Origin of the sequence: Nocardiopsis codii (genome assembly GCF_036327455.1) — a bacterium.
GTDB lineage: Bacteria > Actinomycetota > Actinomycetes > Streptosporangiales > Streptosporangiaceae > Nocardiopsis > Nocardiopsis codii.
Map to the genome: position 1 here is coordinate 45,696 of NZ_JAUZMY010000019.1, position 14,771 is coordinate 60,466.

The 14,771-nt window shown below is 72.7% G+C and carries 13 protein-coding genes and 1 tRNA gene; 8 read left to right on the top strand and 6 right to left on the bottom strand.

Annotation, left to right across the window (positions count from 1 at the left end; genetic code table 11):
* Positions 1-14: 14 nt before the first annotated feature.
* Positions 15-1,229 carry an L-talarate/galactarate dehydratase gene (locus tag Q8791_RS19160; RefSeq protein ID WP_330093117.1) on the top strand — a complete coding sequence of 405 codons (1,215 nt, stop codon included), beginning with the start codon at positions 15-17 and terminating at the stop codon, positions 1,227-1,229.
* A 194-nt stretch (positions 1,230-1,423) separates the two neighbouring features.
* Positions 1,424-1,843 carry a YciI family protein gene (locus Q8791_RS19165; RefSeq protein WP_330093118.1) on the top strand — a complete coding sequence of 140 codons (420 nt, stop codon included), beginning with the start codon at positions 1,424-1,426 and terminating at the stop codon, positions 1,841-1,843.
* Between the two features lie 57 nt (positions 1,844-1,900).
* Here the strand turns inward: Q8791_RS19165 and Q8791_RS19170 are convergent, their stop codons facing one another.
* The gene (locus Q8791_RS19170; protein ID WP_330093119.1) at positions 1,901-2,275 is read right to left on the bottom strand and encodes a winged helix-turn-helix transcriptional regulator; all 375 of its coding nucleotides are present in this window, start codon (positions 2,273-2,275) and stop codon (positions 1,901-1,903) included.
* An 80-nt stretch (positions 2,276-2,355) separates the two neighbouring features.
* Here Q8791_RS19170 and Q8791_RS19175 point away from each other — a divergent pair, with 80 nt between their 5' ends.
* Both Q8791_RS19175 and Q8791_RS19180 read left to right on the top strand, forming a co-directional pair.
* Positions 2,356-2,766 (top strand): RidA family protein, encoded by a 411-nt coding sequence (locus Q8791_RS19175; protein ID WP_330093120.1) that lies wholly within the window; start codon positions 2,356-2,358, stop codon positions 2,764-2,766.
* 323 nt (positions 2,767-3,089) lie between these two features.
* Entirely contained in the window at positions 3,090-4,217 is a 1,128-nt protein-coding gene (locus Q8791_RS19180) for a citrate synthase 2 (RefSeq protein ID WP_330093121.1), read from the top strand.
* Between the two features lie 184 nt (positions 4,218-4,401).
* Here Q8791_RS19180 and Q8791_RS19185 read toward each other — a convergent pair whose 3' ends face one another.
* Entirely contained in the window at positions 4,402-5,592 is a 1,191-nt protein-coding gene (locus Q8791_RS19185) for an alpha/beta hydrolase (protein ID WP_330093122.1), read from the bottom strand.
* A 72-nt stretch (positions 5,593-5,664) separates the two neighbouring features.
* On the opposite strand from Q8791_RS19185, the gene Q8791_RS19190 reads away from it, so the two are divergent.
* Both Q8791_RS19190 and Q8791_RS19195 read left to right on the top strand, forming a co-directional pair.
* Positions 5,665-6,264, top strand: a complete 600-nt coding sequence (locus Q8791_RS19190) for a TetR/AcrR family transcriptional regulator (protein ID WP_330093123.1) — start codon at positions 5,665-5,667, stop codon at positions 6,262-6,264.
* A gap of 161 nt (positions 6,265-6,425) precedes the next feature.
* Positions 6,426-6,731 (top strand): hypothetical protein, encoded by a 306-nt coding sequence (locus Q8791_RS19195; RefSeq protein ID WP_330093124.1) that lies wholly within the window; start codon positions 6,426-6,428, stop codon positions 6,729-6,731.
* Positions 6,732-6,795: 64 nt separating this feature from the next.
* Here the strand turns inward: Q8791_RS19195 and Q8791_RS19200 are convergent.
* Positions 6,796-6,868, bottom strand: a tRNA-Thr gene (locus Q8791_RS19200).
* A gap of 290 nt (positions 6,869-7,158) precedes the next feature.
* Between Q8791_RS19200 and fdhA the strand changes: the two genes are divergently transcribed.
* Positions 7,159-8,385 carry a formaldehyde dehydrogenase, glutathione-independent gene (fdhA, locus tag Q8791_RS19205; protein WP_330093125.1) on the top strand — a complete coding sequence of 409 codons (1,227 nt, stop codon included), beginning with the start codon at positions 7,159-7,161 and terminating at the stop codon, positions 8,383-8,385.
* A gap of 121 nt (positions 8,386-8,506) precedes the next feature.
* Here the strand turns inward: fdhA and rlmB are convergent, their stop codons facing one another.
* A complete protein-coding gene (gene rlmB / locus Q8791_RS19210; RefSeq protein WP_330093126.1) occupies positions 8,507-9,460 on the bottom strand; it encodes a 23S rRNA (guanosine(2251)-2'-O)-methyltransferase RlmB in 954 nt (317 codons plus the stop codon).
* 135 nt (positions 9,461-9,595) lie between these two features.
* Entirely contained in the window at positions 9,596-10,996 is a 1,401-nt protein-coding gene (gene cysS / locus Q8791_RS19215; protein WP_330093127.1) for a cysteine--tRNA ligase, read from the bottom strand.
* A gap of 287 nt (positions 10,997-11,283) precedes the next feature.
* Between cysS and Q8791_RS19220 the strand changes: the two genes are divergently transcribed.
* The gene (locus tag Q8791_RS19220; RefSeq protein ID WP_330093128.1) at positions 11,284-13,494 is read left to right on the top strand and encodes a DUF2637 domain-containing protein; all 2,211 of its coding nucleotides are present in this window, start codon (positions 11,284-11,286) and stop codon (positions 13,492-13,494) included.
* 791 nt (positions 13,495-14,285) lie between these two features.
* Here the strand turns inward: Q8791_RS19220 and ispF are convergent.
* Positions 14,286-14,756: a 2-C-methyl-D-erythritol 2,4-cyclodiphosphate synthase gene (gene ispF, locus Q8791_RS19225; protein WP_330093209.1), complete on the bottom strand. Its 471-nt coding sequence runs from the start codon at positions 14,754-14,756 to the stop codon at positions 14,286-14,288.
* Positions 14,757-14,771 lie beyond the last annotated feature (15 nt).

A 14,771-nucleotide genomic window follows, 5' to 3' on the forward strand; every position in this document is an offset into this window, starting at 1 on the left:
ACCCTGGAGACACGATGACCGCCCAGCCCGCATCCGACAGCGAGACGAGCCGGCGCCCCAGCCCCGCCCCCACACGGGCCGCCGCGGGCGCGGACAGGATCAGTGAGGTCACGCTCTCCCGCGTCGACCTGCCCCTGGCCTCCCCGATCAGCGACGCCAAGGTGCTGACCGGGCGGCAGAAGCCGCTCACGTCGGTGTCGATGCTGTTCGCCGAGATCCGTACCGAGGAGGGGCTGGAGGGTGTCGGCTACACCTACTCCAAGCGCGCGGGCGGCTTCGGCCAGTACGCGCACGCCCAGGAGATCGCCCCGGAGCTGATCGGCGAGGACCCCAGCGACATCCAGCGGATCTGGACGAAGCTGGTGTGGGCGGGCGCCTCGGTCGGCCGCAGCGGACTCGCCACCCAGGCGATCGCGGCGATCGACATCGCCCTGTGGGACCTCAAGGCGAAGCGGGCGGGGCTGCCGCTGGCCAAGCTGCTCGGCGCCCACCGCGACGCGGTGGACTGCTACAACACCTCCGGCGGGTTCCTGTCCACACCGCTCGACCAGGTGCTGGAGAACACCCGCGCCGCACGGGCCAGCGGGATCGGCGGCATCAAGATCAAGGTCGGGCAGCCCGACTGGCGGGCCGACCTGGCCCGGGTCGCCGCCGTCCGCGAGGAGCTCGGCGACTTCCCGCTGATGGTGGACGCCAACCAGCAGTGGAACCGCAGCACCGCCGTGCGGATGGGCCGGGTCCTGGAGGAGTTCGACCTGATCTGGATCGAGGAGCCCCTCGACGCGTACGACGCCACCGGCCACGCGGACCTCGCCCGGGAGCTGGCGACGCCGATCGCGACCGGCGAGATGCTGACCAGCGCCGCCGAGCACGAGGAGCTGATCCGGGCCGGGGCCGTGGACTTCATGCAGCCGGACGCGGCACGCGTCGGCGGGATCACGCCGTTCCTGAAGATCATGGCCCGCGGCCAGCAGGCCGGGATCCGGATGGCTCCGCACTTCGCGATGGAGATCCACCTCCACCTCGCCGCCGCCTACGAGATCGACCCGTGGGTGGAGCACTTCGACTGGCTCCAGCCGCTGTTCGACGAGCGGCTGGAGATCGAGGACGGCCGCATGCTCGTGCCCGGCCGGCCCGGCCTCGGCTTCACGATCAGCGACCAGGCGCGCGCCTGGACCGACCAGAGCGTCCGCGTCGACGCCGACGGGCGCACCACCCTCTCCGGCTGACCCCGTCCCGCGGCCCCGCCCGGTTCGGGGACGGGGCAGCGGGGAACGCAGGGGCCCGCGCGACGTCGCGCGGGCCCCTGCGGCGTTCCGGGGCGACGCGCCGGGACGGCGGACAGCCCGCCGAGGCACCGCCCGTCCTAGGGTGGAGAGGGGCCGCGCAGGCCCCCGGAGCACCCGCCCAGGGAGACAGTGCCATGAAGTACATGCTGGTCATGCGCGCCACCGAAGAGGCCTTCGCCAGGATGGAGGAGATCGGCTTCGACGAGCTGCTCTCCACCATCGGCCGGTACAACGAGGAGCTGATCAGCGCCGGGGTGCTGCTCGCCGCGGAAGGGCTCGCCGACGCCTCCGAGGGCGCGGTCGTCGACTACTCCTCCGATCCGCCCGTGGTCACCGACGGCCCCTACGGCAGTGCCGAGCAGCGGTTCAGCGGGTTCTACATCCTCGACGTGGCCTCCAAGGAGGAAGCGGTCGAGTGGGCCCTGCGGATGCCGCTCACCGGACCGGGTGTCAGGAACGAGATCCGCCGCGTCAGCACGATCGACGAGTTCCCGCAGGACAACGAGTGGATCCAGAAGGAGCGGGCCTGGCGGGAGTCCACCGGCCAGCTCTGAGGACGGCCGCACGGCGGCCCCGGGACACGGTCCCCGCCCGAACCGTCCGCCGCCCCGCTACACCTCGTCGTCGTACCGCTCGCGTGCCCGCTCGACATCGGCCATGTTGACGGTGGTCCAGCACAGGAGCGCGTCGAGCAGCCCCTGGAGCGTCGTGCCGAGCGGCGTGATGCGGTACTGGACGGCGAGGGGCCGCGTGCTCGTGACGACACGTTCGACCATCCCGTTGCGTTCGAGGCGGCGCAGCGCCGCCGTCAGCGACTTCTGCGTCACGACGGGGATCGCCCTGCGCAGCTCGTTGAAGCGCTGTGGCTGCTCGCAGAGCTCCTCGAGCACCTGGAGCGACCACTTGTCGAGCACCTGGTCGAGCAGTTCGCGGTGCGGCGCGGTGATCCTGGGGCGTTCGGATGCGGCAAGGCCGGTTTCCTGCATGACACCTGGTCTCGTTGAAGTTCCCTTTGTGTACCTAGTAGACCTTGGATACCACCCAGGGACAACCGGAGGGACATCCGATGAGCGTGCAGCTGTTCAGCCCCGAGGGCATGATGCAGCCCGTGCCCTACAACCACGTCTCGATCAGCACCGGCGCCCGCCACGTGCACGTCGCCGGGCAGATCGCGCGCGACGCCGAGGCGAACCCCGTCGCGACGGGCGACCTGACCGGCCAGGTCGAGCAGGCCCTGCGCAACACCGCGCGCGGCCTGGCCGGCGCCGGAGCGACCTTCGCCGACGTCGTACGCCTCCGCTTCTTCGTCACGCACTGGAGCCCCGAGAAGATGGACGCCTTCATGGCGGGCGTCGGGAACGTCGCCGCCGAACTGGGCATCCCGCAACCGTTTCCCCCCGTGTCGCTCATCGGCGTCGACTACCTGTTCGAGCCCGACGTGCTCGTCGAGGTCGAGGCGTACGCCGTCCTCGACTGACCGGGACCCCGCACGGCCCCGCGTCCGCCGGACGCGGGGCCTTCCGCGTGCTGCGGGGGACGACCCCCTCCTCGGGACACCGACCCACGGAAGGGGCGAAATGCGAGCTCGGAGCACGTTCGTCGGGATAATCGGAGTCCCGGGATCGCGAACGCGGAACACGTCGACAGGGGGCGGGACCGGCCGGGACGCCCGGAGACGCACACCTTCTCCGGCCTCGTCGCGGAGGAACCCGGACGCCGAGGATGAGCGGCGCCCGGGACGAGCGGGCAGTCCTGCTGCGGCGCCCGCTCCCCCGAGGCCGACGACCGAACGGATGAGTGATGATCAAAGGCAAGCCCGGACTGGCCGACGTCGTGGCCTTCGACACCGAGATCGCCGAGCCGGACCGTGAGGGCGGCGTCCTCCGCTACCGGGGCACCGACGTCGAGTCGCTGATCGGCACCGCGTCCTACGGGGACGTGTGGGCGCTGCTCGTGGACGGGGACTTCACCCGCCCCCTCCAGCCCGCCGAGCCGCTGGCCCTGGACGTCCACACGGGTGACGTGCGCGTCGACGTGCAGTCGGCGATCGTGGGGATCGCCCCGCTGCTCGGCCTCCGCCAGCTGATCGACGTCGACCTCGACCAGGCCCGGGACGACCTGGCGACGACCACGGCCGTCATGCTCTCCTTCGTCGCCCAGGCAGCCCGAGGACAGGACAGGCCGAGCGTCCCCCGGGACGAGATCGACCGCTGCGACAGCGTCGTGGAGCGCTTCATGGTCGAGTGGCGCGGCGACCCCGATCCCAAGCACGTCAAGGCCGTCGACACCTACTGGATCTCCGCCGCCGAACACGGCATGAACGCCTCCACGTTCACCAGCCGGGTCGTCTCCAGCACGGGGGCGGACGTCCCCGCCACCATCTCCGCCGCGGTGGGCGCCATGTCCGGCCCCCTCCACGGGGGCGCGCCGTCCCGGGCGCTGAACATGGTGAAGGAGGTCGAGCGCTCCGGCGACGCCCACGGCTACGTCAAGGGGCTGCTCGACCGCGGCGAGCGCCTCATGGGCTTCGGCCACCCCGTCTACCGGGCGGAGGACCCCCGTGCGCGCATCCTGCGCCGGACCGCCAGGGAACTCGGCGCGCCCCACTACGAGGTGGCCAGGGCCCTGGAGGAGGAGGCCCTGGCCCAGCTCGCGGAGCGCAAGCCCGACCGCGTGCTCGCCACCAACGTGGAGTACTGGGCGGCGGTGGTCCTGGACTTCGCGCGGATCCCGAGCGCCATGTTCACCCCGCTGTTCACCTGTGCGCGCATGGCGGGCTGGAGCGCCCACGTGGTGGAGCAGAAGCGGCTCGGCAAGCTCGTCCGCCCGTCCGCCGAGTACGTCGGCGAGGTCGGCGTCGCGCCGGAGAGCCTACCGGGGTGGCGGGAGATGGTCGCCCGCAACGAGGGCCTGCACTCACGGGGCTGAGGCGACCGGCGCGGTCGGGGGCGGACACGGCGGGGATGTCCTCACCCGCGACGGGTGCCCTCCCGCCGTCGACGCGGACCGGCCCGGAGGCGCATGAACCGTGCGGTCGGCTCCGCCTCCCCTCCGGCCCTCGTGACGACACGGCAACGCGGGGTTTGCGCTCAGGCCTCCGGCAGGGAGCCGCCTACAGGTGGTCGGCCAGGAATTCTTCGATGCTGTGGCGGGCCACCTGGCTCGCCAGGCCACCCCAGTTGAGGTCGAACATGTGCTCCGTCCACGGCAGGCTCAGGTGGTGGTTCGGGACTCCCGCCTCCGTGAGGCGGGCGGCCATGCGGCGGTTGTCCTCGGGGTCGACGAAGAGGTCGTGACCCGCGGTGATCAGGAGGGTCGGCGGGCTGTCGGAGTCCACGTGGAGGATCGGGGACATCGCCTCGTACTCCCGGGGGTACTCCTGCGGTGTGCCGCCGACCATCCGCTCGCTCGACTCCAACAGCTCGTCGCCCACCGGGGAGTGCCGCTGGCGCCAGGGGACCGGCGGGGCGCCGGCCGTGCCGTCGGTCGCCGAGTACCAGGCGACGACCGCGTCGACCTCGGGGACCGTGGTGTCGCAACTGGGATCCGGCCCCTCGGCGTGTGCGGCCAACAGGACGAGGAGTCCCCCCGCGGACTGGCCGGCGAGGGCGATCCGGTCGGGGTCGCCACCGTACGCGGCCGCGTGCTCGCGCACCCAGCCGAGGGCGCAGCGCACGTCGGCCAGGGAGGCCGACCAGTTCCCGTCGGGGAAGTGCCGGTAGTCCACGTCGAACACCACCCGCGACCCCCCGCTGTCGGCGAGCCATGTGTCCCAGCGGGGCAGCAGGCTCTGGGGCAGTTCCTCCGCACCGCCGTGCACGTTGACCACCACCGGGTGAGGGGCGTCCCCGGCGTCCCGGTCGGAGGGCTGCCACACGTCGAGGTGGAGGCGTTCGCCGCCGACCCTCGCGTACTCCACGGTGACCGGTTCCCGGTCGGTGGTCGTGGCGAGGCCGGCTGTGTACTGAAGCGGGTCGAGCCGCGCTCCCTCCGCACGGGCGGTCGCCCAGAGGGAGGCGGGTGGTACCAGTGCCAGGACGAGCAGGAGGGCGTTCGCGCCGGCGAGGAGCAGAGGTCCCCGGCCGCGCCCCCCGCGCCGGGCCGACAGGGCCAGCACCAGCCCGAGCAGCGACAGCAGGGCGAACAGGACCGAGAACTCGAGGGCGAGGAGCGCGTACTGCCATGCCGGCCAGGAGGGGGGCGGCAGGAGGATCAGCCCCAACGCGGCCAGGGAGGGGAGGGTGAACAGTACGGACGCGGTGAGGAGGAGGATGCGGGGGCGGGGCGACGCGGCTGCTGTCATCTCGACACTCCTAAATACGGTCGTATCGATACGACCGTATCATTCGCTCGCCCGGTGTGCCAGAATGAACGGGTGCCGAAAGCAGTGGACAGAGAGAGCAGGCGCCGGGAGATCGCGGAGGCGCTGCACCGGATCGCCGCCCGGGACGGGCTCGAAGGGGTCAGCGTGCGGACCGTCGCCGCCGAGGCGCGGATGTCGGCGGGCGCGGTCCAGCGGGAGTTCGGCACCAAGGACGAGCTGCTCGGCTTCGCCTTCCAGGTGGCCGTGGACGAGGTCGCGGACCGCTTCGGACACGTCCGGATCGGACCGGGGCACCTCACCTCCGTGGAGGCCCTCCGCCAGGTGCTCCTGGGGCTGCTGCCCACGGACGAGCGGGGGCTGGCACGGACCCGCATCTGGGCCGCCTTCTACGCGCACGCCGCCATCGATCCCCTGTTCGCGGAGACGCTCTCCGCCCTGGACGACGAGACCCGCACGCGCTTCGTCCAGCTCCTGGAGTACGCACGCGACCAGGGCGAACTGGCCCCGGGCAAGGATCTGGAGGCCGTCGCCGAACTGCTGCTGGTGGTGATCGACGGGCTCTGGATGGGGTGCGCCAGGCTGCCCGACGGCTCTTCCCTGGACGGGCAGAGGGCGGCGATCGAGGCCGTGATCGCCCTTCTGGAACGGTAGGGCCGCCGCGTCCGCGACCGCGTCGGATCCGCGACCGGACCCGCTCCCGACGAGCTCGTCCGGTCCTCGCCCGGGTGTGCCGACTCCCCCCGGGGCGCTCCGACGGCCGGGTGAGGGCCGGGACGTCGCCGGCAGTGTCGGCCGTGGGCGATCCTGGAGTCATGACCGACCCTGACCAGCCGCGTGCCCCCGAACCCGACGTCGAGCACCTGGCCGCCACGCTCCGGCGGCGCCGCGAGGAGCTCGCCGACGCCTCCGGCGTCCGGATCGGACGCGGCGACGTGGTGCACAAGCTCGCCACGCACATGTGGGCCGGGGTGGCGGTGCCCGCGATCGCCTGCCACGCGGCCGTCGACCCGCTCAGGCTGACCGCCTCGTCGGGTCCCGTCACGTGCCGCCGGTGCCTGGGACGCGGCCGGGGCGAGCGCGACCGCCAGACCCCGGGACAGACCGCCCTCGACGTGTGACCCCGCGGGTTCCCCGGCCGTCCGCGGGAGCGCGCCCGGGGATGCCCCGTTCGGGCACGAAAAGAGCCGACGAGGGGACTTGAACCCCTAACCTATCGCTTACAAGGCGATTGCTCTGCCAATTGAGCTACGTCGGCCGACCCCCCGGAACCGCCGGCCCCGGGTGTGTCCACCCGAATGGTACCGGTTCGGAGGGCGCCTGGCGTACTCGGATGGGTCGCGACCGCGAAGTCCCGCGGCGCGGATCCCACCGTCCCCACCTGGTCACCCGTGGCGACGGGCCGGACACCCGCCCCCACTCCCCGGGGCCCCGCAAGCACTCGGGCAAAAAGGTACCTGTCGAGGCATATGTCCGATTAGCCTGCGCCTTCTCCGGAAACGACAGGGGGAACATGCCCCTCACGCGGGGCGGAGAGGTGGGTAGGACATGGCTGGCAACAAAGGCGTCGTGTACCAGGGCCCCGGCAGGGTCGAGGTATCGGACATCGCCTATCCGGACTTCGTCCTCAGGGACGGCCCCGGCGTCAACCCCGCCAACGTCGGACGACAACTCCCCCACGCGGCGATCCTGAAGGTCGTCGCGACCAACATCTGCGGAAGCGACCAGCACATGGTGCGGGGTCGCACGACCGCTCCGCAGGGTCTGGTCCTCGGCCACGAGATCACCGGCGAGGTCGTCGAGACGGGACCGGGCGTCGAGTACGTCAAGGTCGGCGACCTCGTCTCGGTTCCGTTCAACATCTCGTGCGGCCGCTGCGTGAACTGCAAGGCGCGGCGGACGGAGATCTGTCTCAACGTCAACCCGGACCGCCCCGGTTCGGCGTACGGCTACGTCGACATGGGCGGCTGGGTCGGAGGGCAGGCGCAGTACGCGCTGGTGCCCTACGCCGACTGGAACCTGCTGAGGTTCCCCGACCGGGACCAGGCGATGGCGAAGATCCTCGACCTGACGATGCTCTCGGACATCTTCCCGACCGGCTACCACGGCTGCGTCAGCGCGGGCGTCGGCGTGGGTTCGTCGGTGTACGTCGCGGGCGCCGGGCCCGTGGGGCTGGCCGCGGCGGCGTCGGCGCTCCTCCTCGGGGCCGCGGTGGTGATCGTCGGCGACCTGAACGAGGAGCGGCTGGCCCAGGCCCGAGGCTTCGGGTGCGAGACGATCAACGTCGCGGAGGGCGACCTGGGGGACCAGATCGACCAGATCCTCGGAGCCCCCGTGGTGGACTGCGCGGTGGACGCGGTCGGCTTCGAGGCCCACGGGACCGGTGCGGACTCCGGCCGGGAGGCTCCCGCCAGCGTCCTCAACACCGCGATGGAGGTGACGAAGGCCGGCGGGTCGATCGGCATCCCCGGCCTGTACGTGACCGGTGACCCCGGCGCCTCCGACGAGGCCGCGAAGGTGGGTTCGCTGTCGATCCGGTTCGGACTGGGCTGGTCCAGGTCGCACGCGTTCTTCACCGGCCAGTGCCCGGTCATGAAGTACCACCGGGAGCTGATGGCGGCGATCCTGAACGACCGTGTGCACATCGCCGACGCCGTCAACGCCGTGGCGATCCCGCTGGACAACGCCCCGGAGGGCTACCGGTCCTTCGACAAGGGGGCGGCGAGCAAGTACGTGCTCGACCCCAACGGGTACCTGGGCAGCCTCGCGGTCTGACCGGTGGCGTGCCCCGCGAGCGGGTGCGGGACAGTGGGCGCACGCGCGGGCGCCGACGGCCCTGGACGCGCAGGGCCCCCGACCGGAACGATCGGGGGCCCTGTGTCGTGCGCTTCTCGGGTCAGAGCGCCTCGGCGCGGCGGCGGGACACCGCGTAGAGGGAGACGCCGGCGGCCACGGACGCGTTCAGCGACTCCGCGTTGCCGATCGGGATGCTCGCCACGACGTCGCAGGCCTCGCGCACCAGGCGGGACAGGCCCTTGCCCTCGGAGCCGACCACGATGACCAGCGGCCCGGTGGCCAGGTCCAGGTCGGGGATCTGGGCGTCGCCGTCGGCGTCGAGGCCGACGACGAACAGACCGGCCTTCTTGAAGCCCTCCAGCGCCCGGGTCAGGTTGGTGGCCTGAGCGACGGGGAGCCGGGCGAGGGTGCCCGCGGAGGTCTTCCACGCGGTCATGTTGACGCTGGCCGAGCGCCGCTCCGGGATGACCAGGCCGTGCGCGTTGAACGCGGCGGCGGACCGGGCGATGGCGCCCAGGTTGTGCGGGTCGGTGACCCCGTCCAGGGCGACGATGAGCGGCGGGGTGTCGGAACCCTTGGCGGCGTCCAGCAGGCCCTCAGGGGCCCAGTACTGGTACGGGCGCACCTGGAGGACGAGCCCCTGGTGGGCCGCGCCCGGCTGCCCGTTGCTCTCACAGCGCCGGTCGAGCTCGGTCTTGGTGACCTCGACGATGTCGATGCCGCGCGCACCGGCCATCTTGGCGGCCTCGTTGACCCGCTCGTCGGGGTCGAGGCTGTTGGCCAGGAACAGGCGGGTGGCGGGCATCCCGGCACGCAGGGCCTCCACCACCGGGTTGCGCCCGACCAGCAGGTCGGAGCCGTCCGGCCGGCGCTCCGAGCGCGATCCGTCCTGGCCGCCGGGCCCCTGGCCGCGCTGGGCGGAACGCTGGCGCTGCTTGCCGTCGTACCAGTGCCGCTGCTCCGCGGGCAGGGTGCCGCTCTTGCCCTCCAGGGACCTGCGGCCCTTGCCGCCGCTGCCCTTGGTCGGACCCTTCTTGCTCTTCTTCGCCGTCATTGGTCGCCGCTTCCCCGTACGTGTTGCGAGCATGCCGGAGGCGCGCTGCATCCGGCTGGTGGAATGTCGCCGACCAGCGCGAGGCGCGGCGGCAAACTCCCAGACTAGTGCCGCCGCGCCACCGGACGCGTCCGGTCAGCCCCGGCGCAGGTCCCATCGGGACCCCTGCGGGGTGTCCTCGACCACGATCCCCGCCTCGGCGAGCTGGTCCCGGATGGCGTCGGCCGCCGCGTAGTCCTTGCGCCCGCGGGCCGCCTGGCGCTGTTCGAGGGCGACCGCCACCAGGGCGTCCACGACCTCGCGGAGCCCCTGGTCACCGCCCGACCACTGCTCGCTGAGCGGGTCGATCCCGAGGATGGCGAGCATGGCGCGCAGTTCGCCGGCGATCTCGGCAGCCTGCTCCTTGCCTCCGGAGGCCAGCGCCGTGTTGCCCTCGCGGACGTGGCCGTGCACGACGGCGAGCGCCTGGGAGACCCCGAGGTCGTCGTCGAGCGCGGACGCGAACGCGGCGGGCACGCGGTCGGCGGTGGCGACCTCGCCCAGCACCTCGACGGTGCGGGTGAGGAAGCCCTCGATCCGCTGGTAGGCGGCGGCCGCCTCCTGGAGCGCGGCGTCGGAGTAGTCGATGGTGGAGCGGTAGTGCGCCTGGCCGAGGTAGTAGCGCAGTTCGACCGGGCGGACCTTCTGGACCATCTGCGGGATGAGCATGGAGTTGCCGAGCGACTTGCTCATCTTCTCGCCGCCGACGGAGAGCATCCCGTTGTGCAGCCAGTACTGGGCGAAGCCGTCTCCGGCCGCGCGGGACTGCGCGAGCTCGTTCTCGTGGTGCGGGAAGATCAGGTCCAGGCCGCCGCCGTGGATGTCGAAGCTCGGGCCGAGGTACTTGGTGGCCATGGCCGAGCACTCCAGGTGCCAGCCGGGGCGGCCGCGCCCCCACGGGGTGTCCCAGCTGGGCTCGCCCGGTTTGGCGCCCTTCCAGAGGGCGAAGTCGCGGGAGTCGCGCTTGTCCCGGTCGGGGTCGGAGTCGGAGGACTCCATGACCTGGTCCAGCCGCTGGTTGGAGAGCTCCCCGTAGGGCGGGTAGGAGCGCACGTCGAAGTAGACGTCGCCGCAGCCGTCGTCGGAGGCGTAGGCGTGGCCGTCGGAGATGAGGCGCCGCATGAGGTCGATCATCTCGGGCACGTGGCCGGTGGCGCGCGGCTCGACGGTGGGGGGCAGGCACCCCAGGATCTCGTAGGCCTGGGTGAACGCGCGCTGGTTGCGTTCGCTGACCTTCCACCAGGGCACGCCCTCGGCCGCCGCGACCCTGATGATCTTGTCGTCGATGTCGGTGACGTTGCGGCAGAAGGTGACGTCGTACCCGACATGGGTCAGCCAGCGGCGCAGGATGTCGAAGTTCACCCCCGACCGGATGTGGCCGATGTGCGGGGGTGCCTGCACCGTGGCACCACACAGGTACAGGGAGGCGGATCCCTCGCGCAGAGGGACGAACTCGCGGACCTGTCGGGCACTGGTGTCATAGAAGCGCAGACTCACGTTGTCAAGCCTATCCGCTTTCCCCTCACAGCCGCGTCACAAACCACGAACCCACATGTCGACTTCCCCCTCTCGGACATCCCGAAGTGCGTATATGTGATTAGCCGTATTCGGGAAGAGGGGGTGCGGGAAAACACTCTTCAACCGTTGGCCCCCACGGATCAGCAGGCCGCCAGGCCCTGCATATTCCGACAGAACACCCCAGAACCCCCCTGAGTGCGTCGGCCTGGAAGCAACCGTAATCGGCCGGAATCTCGTGTTAGCGGCACGGTCTCGACTACGCTGCGATGGCGATGGCCCCTTACAACGACACCCCCGAATCAGGGACACGGAACGGTCGGCCCGCAGGTCGCGTCACGGGAGCCGGAGCTCTCGCGGGAGGTGCCCTGTTCGTCGGGCTCATCGCGCTGTGCGCCCTCGTCATCTCCTACAACGGCATCTTCCAGTTCGCCGCGTACGGCGGCCACGCGGGCAGCGCCCTCGCCCACGTGTTCCCGGTGACCTACACCCTGCTGCTCATCATGGCGTGCTGGGTGAGCTACCTCCTGCGCGGAGCGCACCCCCGCGAGCGGCTCTGGGTCGACCTGGTGCTGATCCCCGTCCTGATCATGGTCGCCACCACGGCCATGCTGCTGAGCAACCTCGAACTCGTCGAGCGGGTGCCCGAGGGGGTCGCCAACGTCATCGTCGCGGTGGCGCCGCTCGCAGCCCTGCTCGTGGCGTTCCTGCTGTGGATGACCGTCCGCGCGCACATGCGCAGACGGCGCCGCGCGCCCGTCTCCCGGCCCCGCCCCTCCGACGACCCCACCACCGTGCTGCACGCGCGCGCGGTGGTTCCGGCCGCCCGGGAGGTGGAGGATCCGGACGACGGCGGCCTCCGGACCCGGCTGCTGCGCCTGGGGACAGAGGAGCGGGACTCCGAGGCCGGGCCGGACCCGGACGACACGCAGGCGTACCGGATGCCGGCGGCCGAGGTGGAGGAGTCCGTTCGGGTGCGTCCCGGACCGAGGCCGTCCTCCGACGAGGACCGGCGCTCCGACCACGGATCCCGGGACCGCTGGGACGACGTCCCGGACGACGTCCCGAACGACGTCCGGGACGAGGAGTACGACGAGGACGACCTCCGGGCGCCCGCCGTGCCGACCGTGCTGCGGAGCGCACCCCGTCCCGAGCACGATGACGACGACGAGCTGTCCGCACCCACGTTCCCGCTGCCCCGGCGCGGCCTGGGCGGACACAACGCGATCAAGCTGGCCGCCGAGCACCCTCCGGTGGTGCCGGGCGCCGCCGCTCCGGACCCTGGACCCGAGCCCGTGGCCGACGCCTACGCGGAGCCGGTGTTCCCGGCCCGGAGCGCGGATCACGAGGACGACGCGGACGGGCCGATCGTGGTGGTGCCGGACCACCTCGCCGATGAGGGGTTCGACCACGAACCGCCCCCCGGCGACCCGGTCTCGGACGAGGACGAGGCGCCCGCCGCGCTCCCCGAACCCGATGGGCCACCGGCCGCGGTGCCGGACGACGTCCACGAGCCCGTGGCGGTGGCCGCTGCCGCCCCCGGCGCCGGATCGTCCACCGGGACCGTCTCCTGGTCCGAGGACGGGTACCCGGAGTACCGGGAGGCGGACGCCGGGTTCGCCGAGTACGAGAGGCACCCGGAGGACCACGGTTCCGCGTACGGGCCCGCACGGGCGGCCGTGCCCGCCGCCTCGGCGGGTGCCGGAGCCGGGTCCGCCCCCGGCGCGGACCCCTCCGACGGGCCGGTCGACGGGGCTCCGGACGGTGCGGTGGATGGAGCGGCCGACGACTCCGCCGGCGACGTCCACGGGGACCGGGATCCGGGCCCCGCCCTCTGGGAGCCCCCTGCGAGCTCCGACGCGGGGGACGGGGTCCTGGCGGACTACGTGCCGCCGGTGTGGACCCCTCCGGAGGACGACGGGCCGGCCTTCGACGAGGAACTGGCCGATCCGGAACCGGCGCCGGTGCTGGACCACGACACGGGGCCGACCGTGCGCGCGGCGTTCCGGATCCGCGAGGCGCCTCCGGTCGCGGCGCGTCCGTCCCCGGTGCAGGAGGCCGAGGAGGCCCCGGTGCAGGAGGCCGCGGCGACGGAGCCGGGACCCGAGCCGGAACGACGGACGGGGACAGAGCGGGAGACGGAGGAGGCCCTGGAGGCCGGGCCCGAGCCGGACCCCGTGGCGTCGGAGGACGACCCCCTGCCCGAGGTGGAGGAGCTTCCGGCCGTCACCGACACCCGGACCGGCTCCGAGCCCGGGACCCCTCCCACCGGGCGCGAGCCCGAGCAGGTGACGAGGCGGGGGCGGGGAACGCCGGTGGAGAAGCGCCCCATGGTGCTCAAGCCGCCCCGCCCGCCGATGCCCGGCTTCACGGCGGGCGCACCGAGGCCCGAGTCCAGGGTTCGCCCGCCCGCGCCCGACTTCGCGACGGGACCGCCGTCACGGCGCGTGCGCAGCGAGCCGCTCCGCCCCGACGAGTGAGACGCGTGACCCGTCCGGTCGTCCACAGCCCCGAGAAGGGGGTGGTGGACGGCGACCGGGCGGGTCATGCTGTTGTCGGGGGCGCGTGAGAGCCCCGACGGCGAGGGGTGGCCCCATGCCAGAACATCCCCCGCGCGCGCTCACCCGGAACCGCCCGCGCCCGCCCTGTGGACAACGCCACCGCCGCGCGTTCCCCGGTCGCCCGCCCCGGTCAGAGCCCGCCCCCAGCCACTCACACGGCCCCGCCGTCACCGCTCCCCGGTCAGAGCCCGGCCACGCTCACAGCTCCGCTCCACCGGCGCCGCTCCCGGTCGCCCGCCCCCAGCCCCGGTCCCGCCACCGGCCGGAGCCCGGCCACGGCCACCCCCACGGCCACACCCCCGGCCCGCGAAGCCGAACGCAGGCCCCGCCCCGGCCCGAGCCGGTGGCGTGTCCGCCCCGGGGGCTCCCCGGGGCACCCACCGATCGGCCCCGCACAAGACACCCCTCCGGGGACACGACGCACACCACGGGCCTCCCACCACGGGCCGCACAGCACGAGTTCCGGACACGACAGGCTCCCCCACGACGCACCCCACCCCACAGCGCCTTCGCGCGGGTCGCACCCCCCACCACGGCTCCGGCCGCGAGGCGCCCCCGCACGGCGGTGTTCCGGACACGACGAAGGTCCCGCACCTCCGGGTACGGGACCTGTGTCCGTCGTCCGTCCGCTCGCCGGACCCTCCGGCGCGACCGCACGGAGTCCCCGTGACGGCCCCGAGCCGAACCGGCGCCGGACCTCCGGCGAGGGCTCAGTCCACCTTCGCGCACAGGGCCGTCGCGACGGCCGCGATGCCCTCTCCGCGGCCGGTGAGGCCCAGACCGTCGGTCGTGGTCGCGGAGACGCTCACGGGCGCTCCCACGACCTCTGAGAGCGCCTTCTCGGCCTCGGCGCGCCGGGGTGAGAACTTGGGACGGTTGCTGATGATCTGGATGGCGACGTTGCCGACCTCGAAGCCGGCCGCGCGAACGCGGGCCACGGTCTCGGTGAGCAGGGCGGCGCCGGAGGCGCCCTTCCACTGCGGTTCCGCCGTGCCGTAGTTGGACCCGAGGTCCCCCAGTCCGCACGCGGACAACAACGCGTCGCACGCGGCGTGGGCGGCGACATCACCATCCGAATGGCCGCTGACACCGTCTTCTCCCGGCCATTCCAAACCGGCGAGAAAAAGTGTGCGCCCAGGAGAAAACGGGTGGACGTCCGTTCCGACGCCCACCCGAGGCATATTCGTCATGAATGA

Coding starts and splice junctions, on each gene's coding strand:
- Q8791_RS19220 (WP_330093128.1), top strand. CDS start 11,284: ATGGCGATGGCCCCTTACAACGACACCCCCGAATCAGGGACACGGAAC.
- fdhA (WP_330093125.1), top strand. CDS start 7,159: ATGGCTGGCAACAAAGGCGTCGTGTACCAGGGCCCCGGCAGGGTCGAG.
- Q8791_RS19195 (WP_330093124.1), top strand. CDS start 6,426: ATGACCGACCCTGACCAGCCGCGTGCCCCCGAACCCGACGTCGAGCAC.
- rlmB (WP_330093126.1), bottom strand. CDS start 9,460: ATGACGGCGAAGAAGAGCAAGAAGGGTCCGACCAAGGGCAGCGGCGGC.
- Q8791_RS19185 (WP_330093122.1), bottom strand. CDS start 5,592: ATGACAGCAGCCGCGTCGCCCCGCCCCCGCATCCTCCTCCTCACCGCG.
- Q8791_RS19170 (WP_330093119.1), bottom strand. CDS start 2,275: ATGCAGGAAACCGGCCTTGCCGCATCCGAACGCCCCAGGATCACCGCG.
- Q8791_RS19180 (WP_330093121.1), top strand. CDS start 3,090: ATGATCAAAGGCAAGCCCGGACTGGCCGACGTCGTGGCCTTCGACACC.
- ispF (WP_330093209.1), bottom strand. CDS start 14,756: ATGCCTCGGGTGGGCGTCGGAACGGACGTCCACCCGTTTTCTCCTGGG.
- Q8791_RS19165 (WP_330093118.1), top strand. CDS start 1,424: ATGAAGTACATGCTGGTCATGCGCGCCACCGAAGAGGCCTTCGCCAGG.
- Q8791_RS19160 (WP_330093117.1), top strand. CDS start 15: ATGACCGCCCAGCCCGCATCCGACAGCGAGACGAGCCGGCGCCCCAGC.
- Q8791_RS19175 (WP_330093120.1), top strand. CDS start 2,356: ATGAGCGTGCAGCTGTTCAGCCCCGAGGGCATGATGCAGCCCGTGCCC.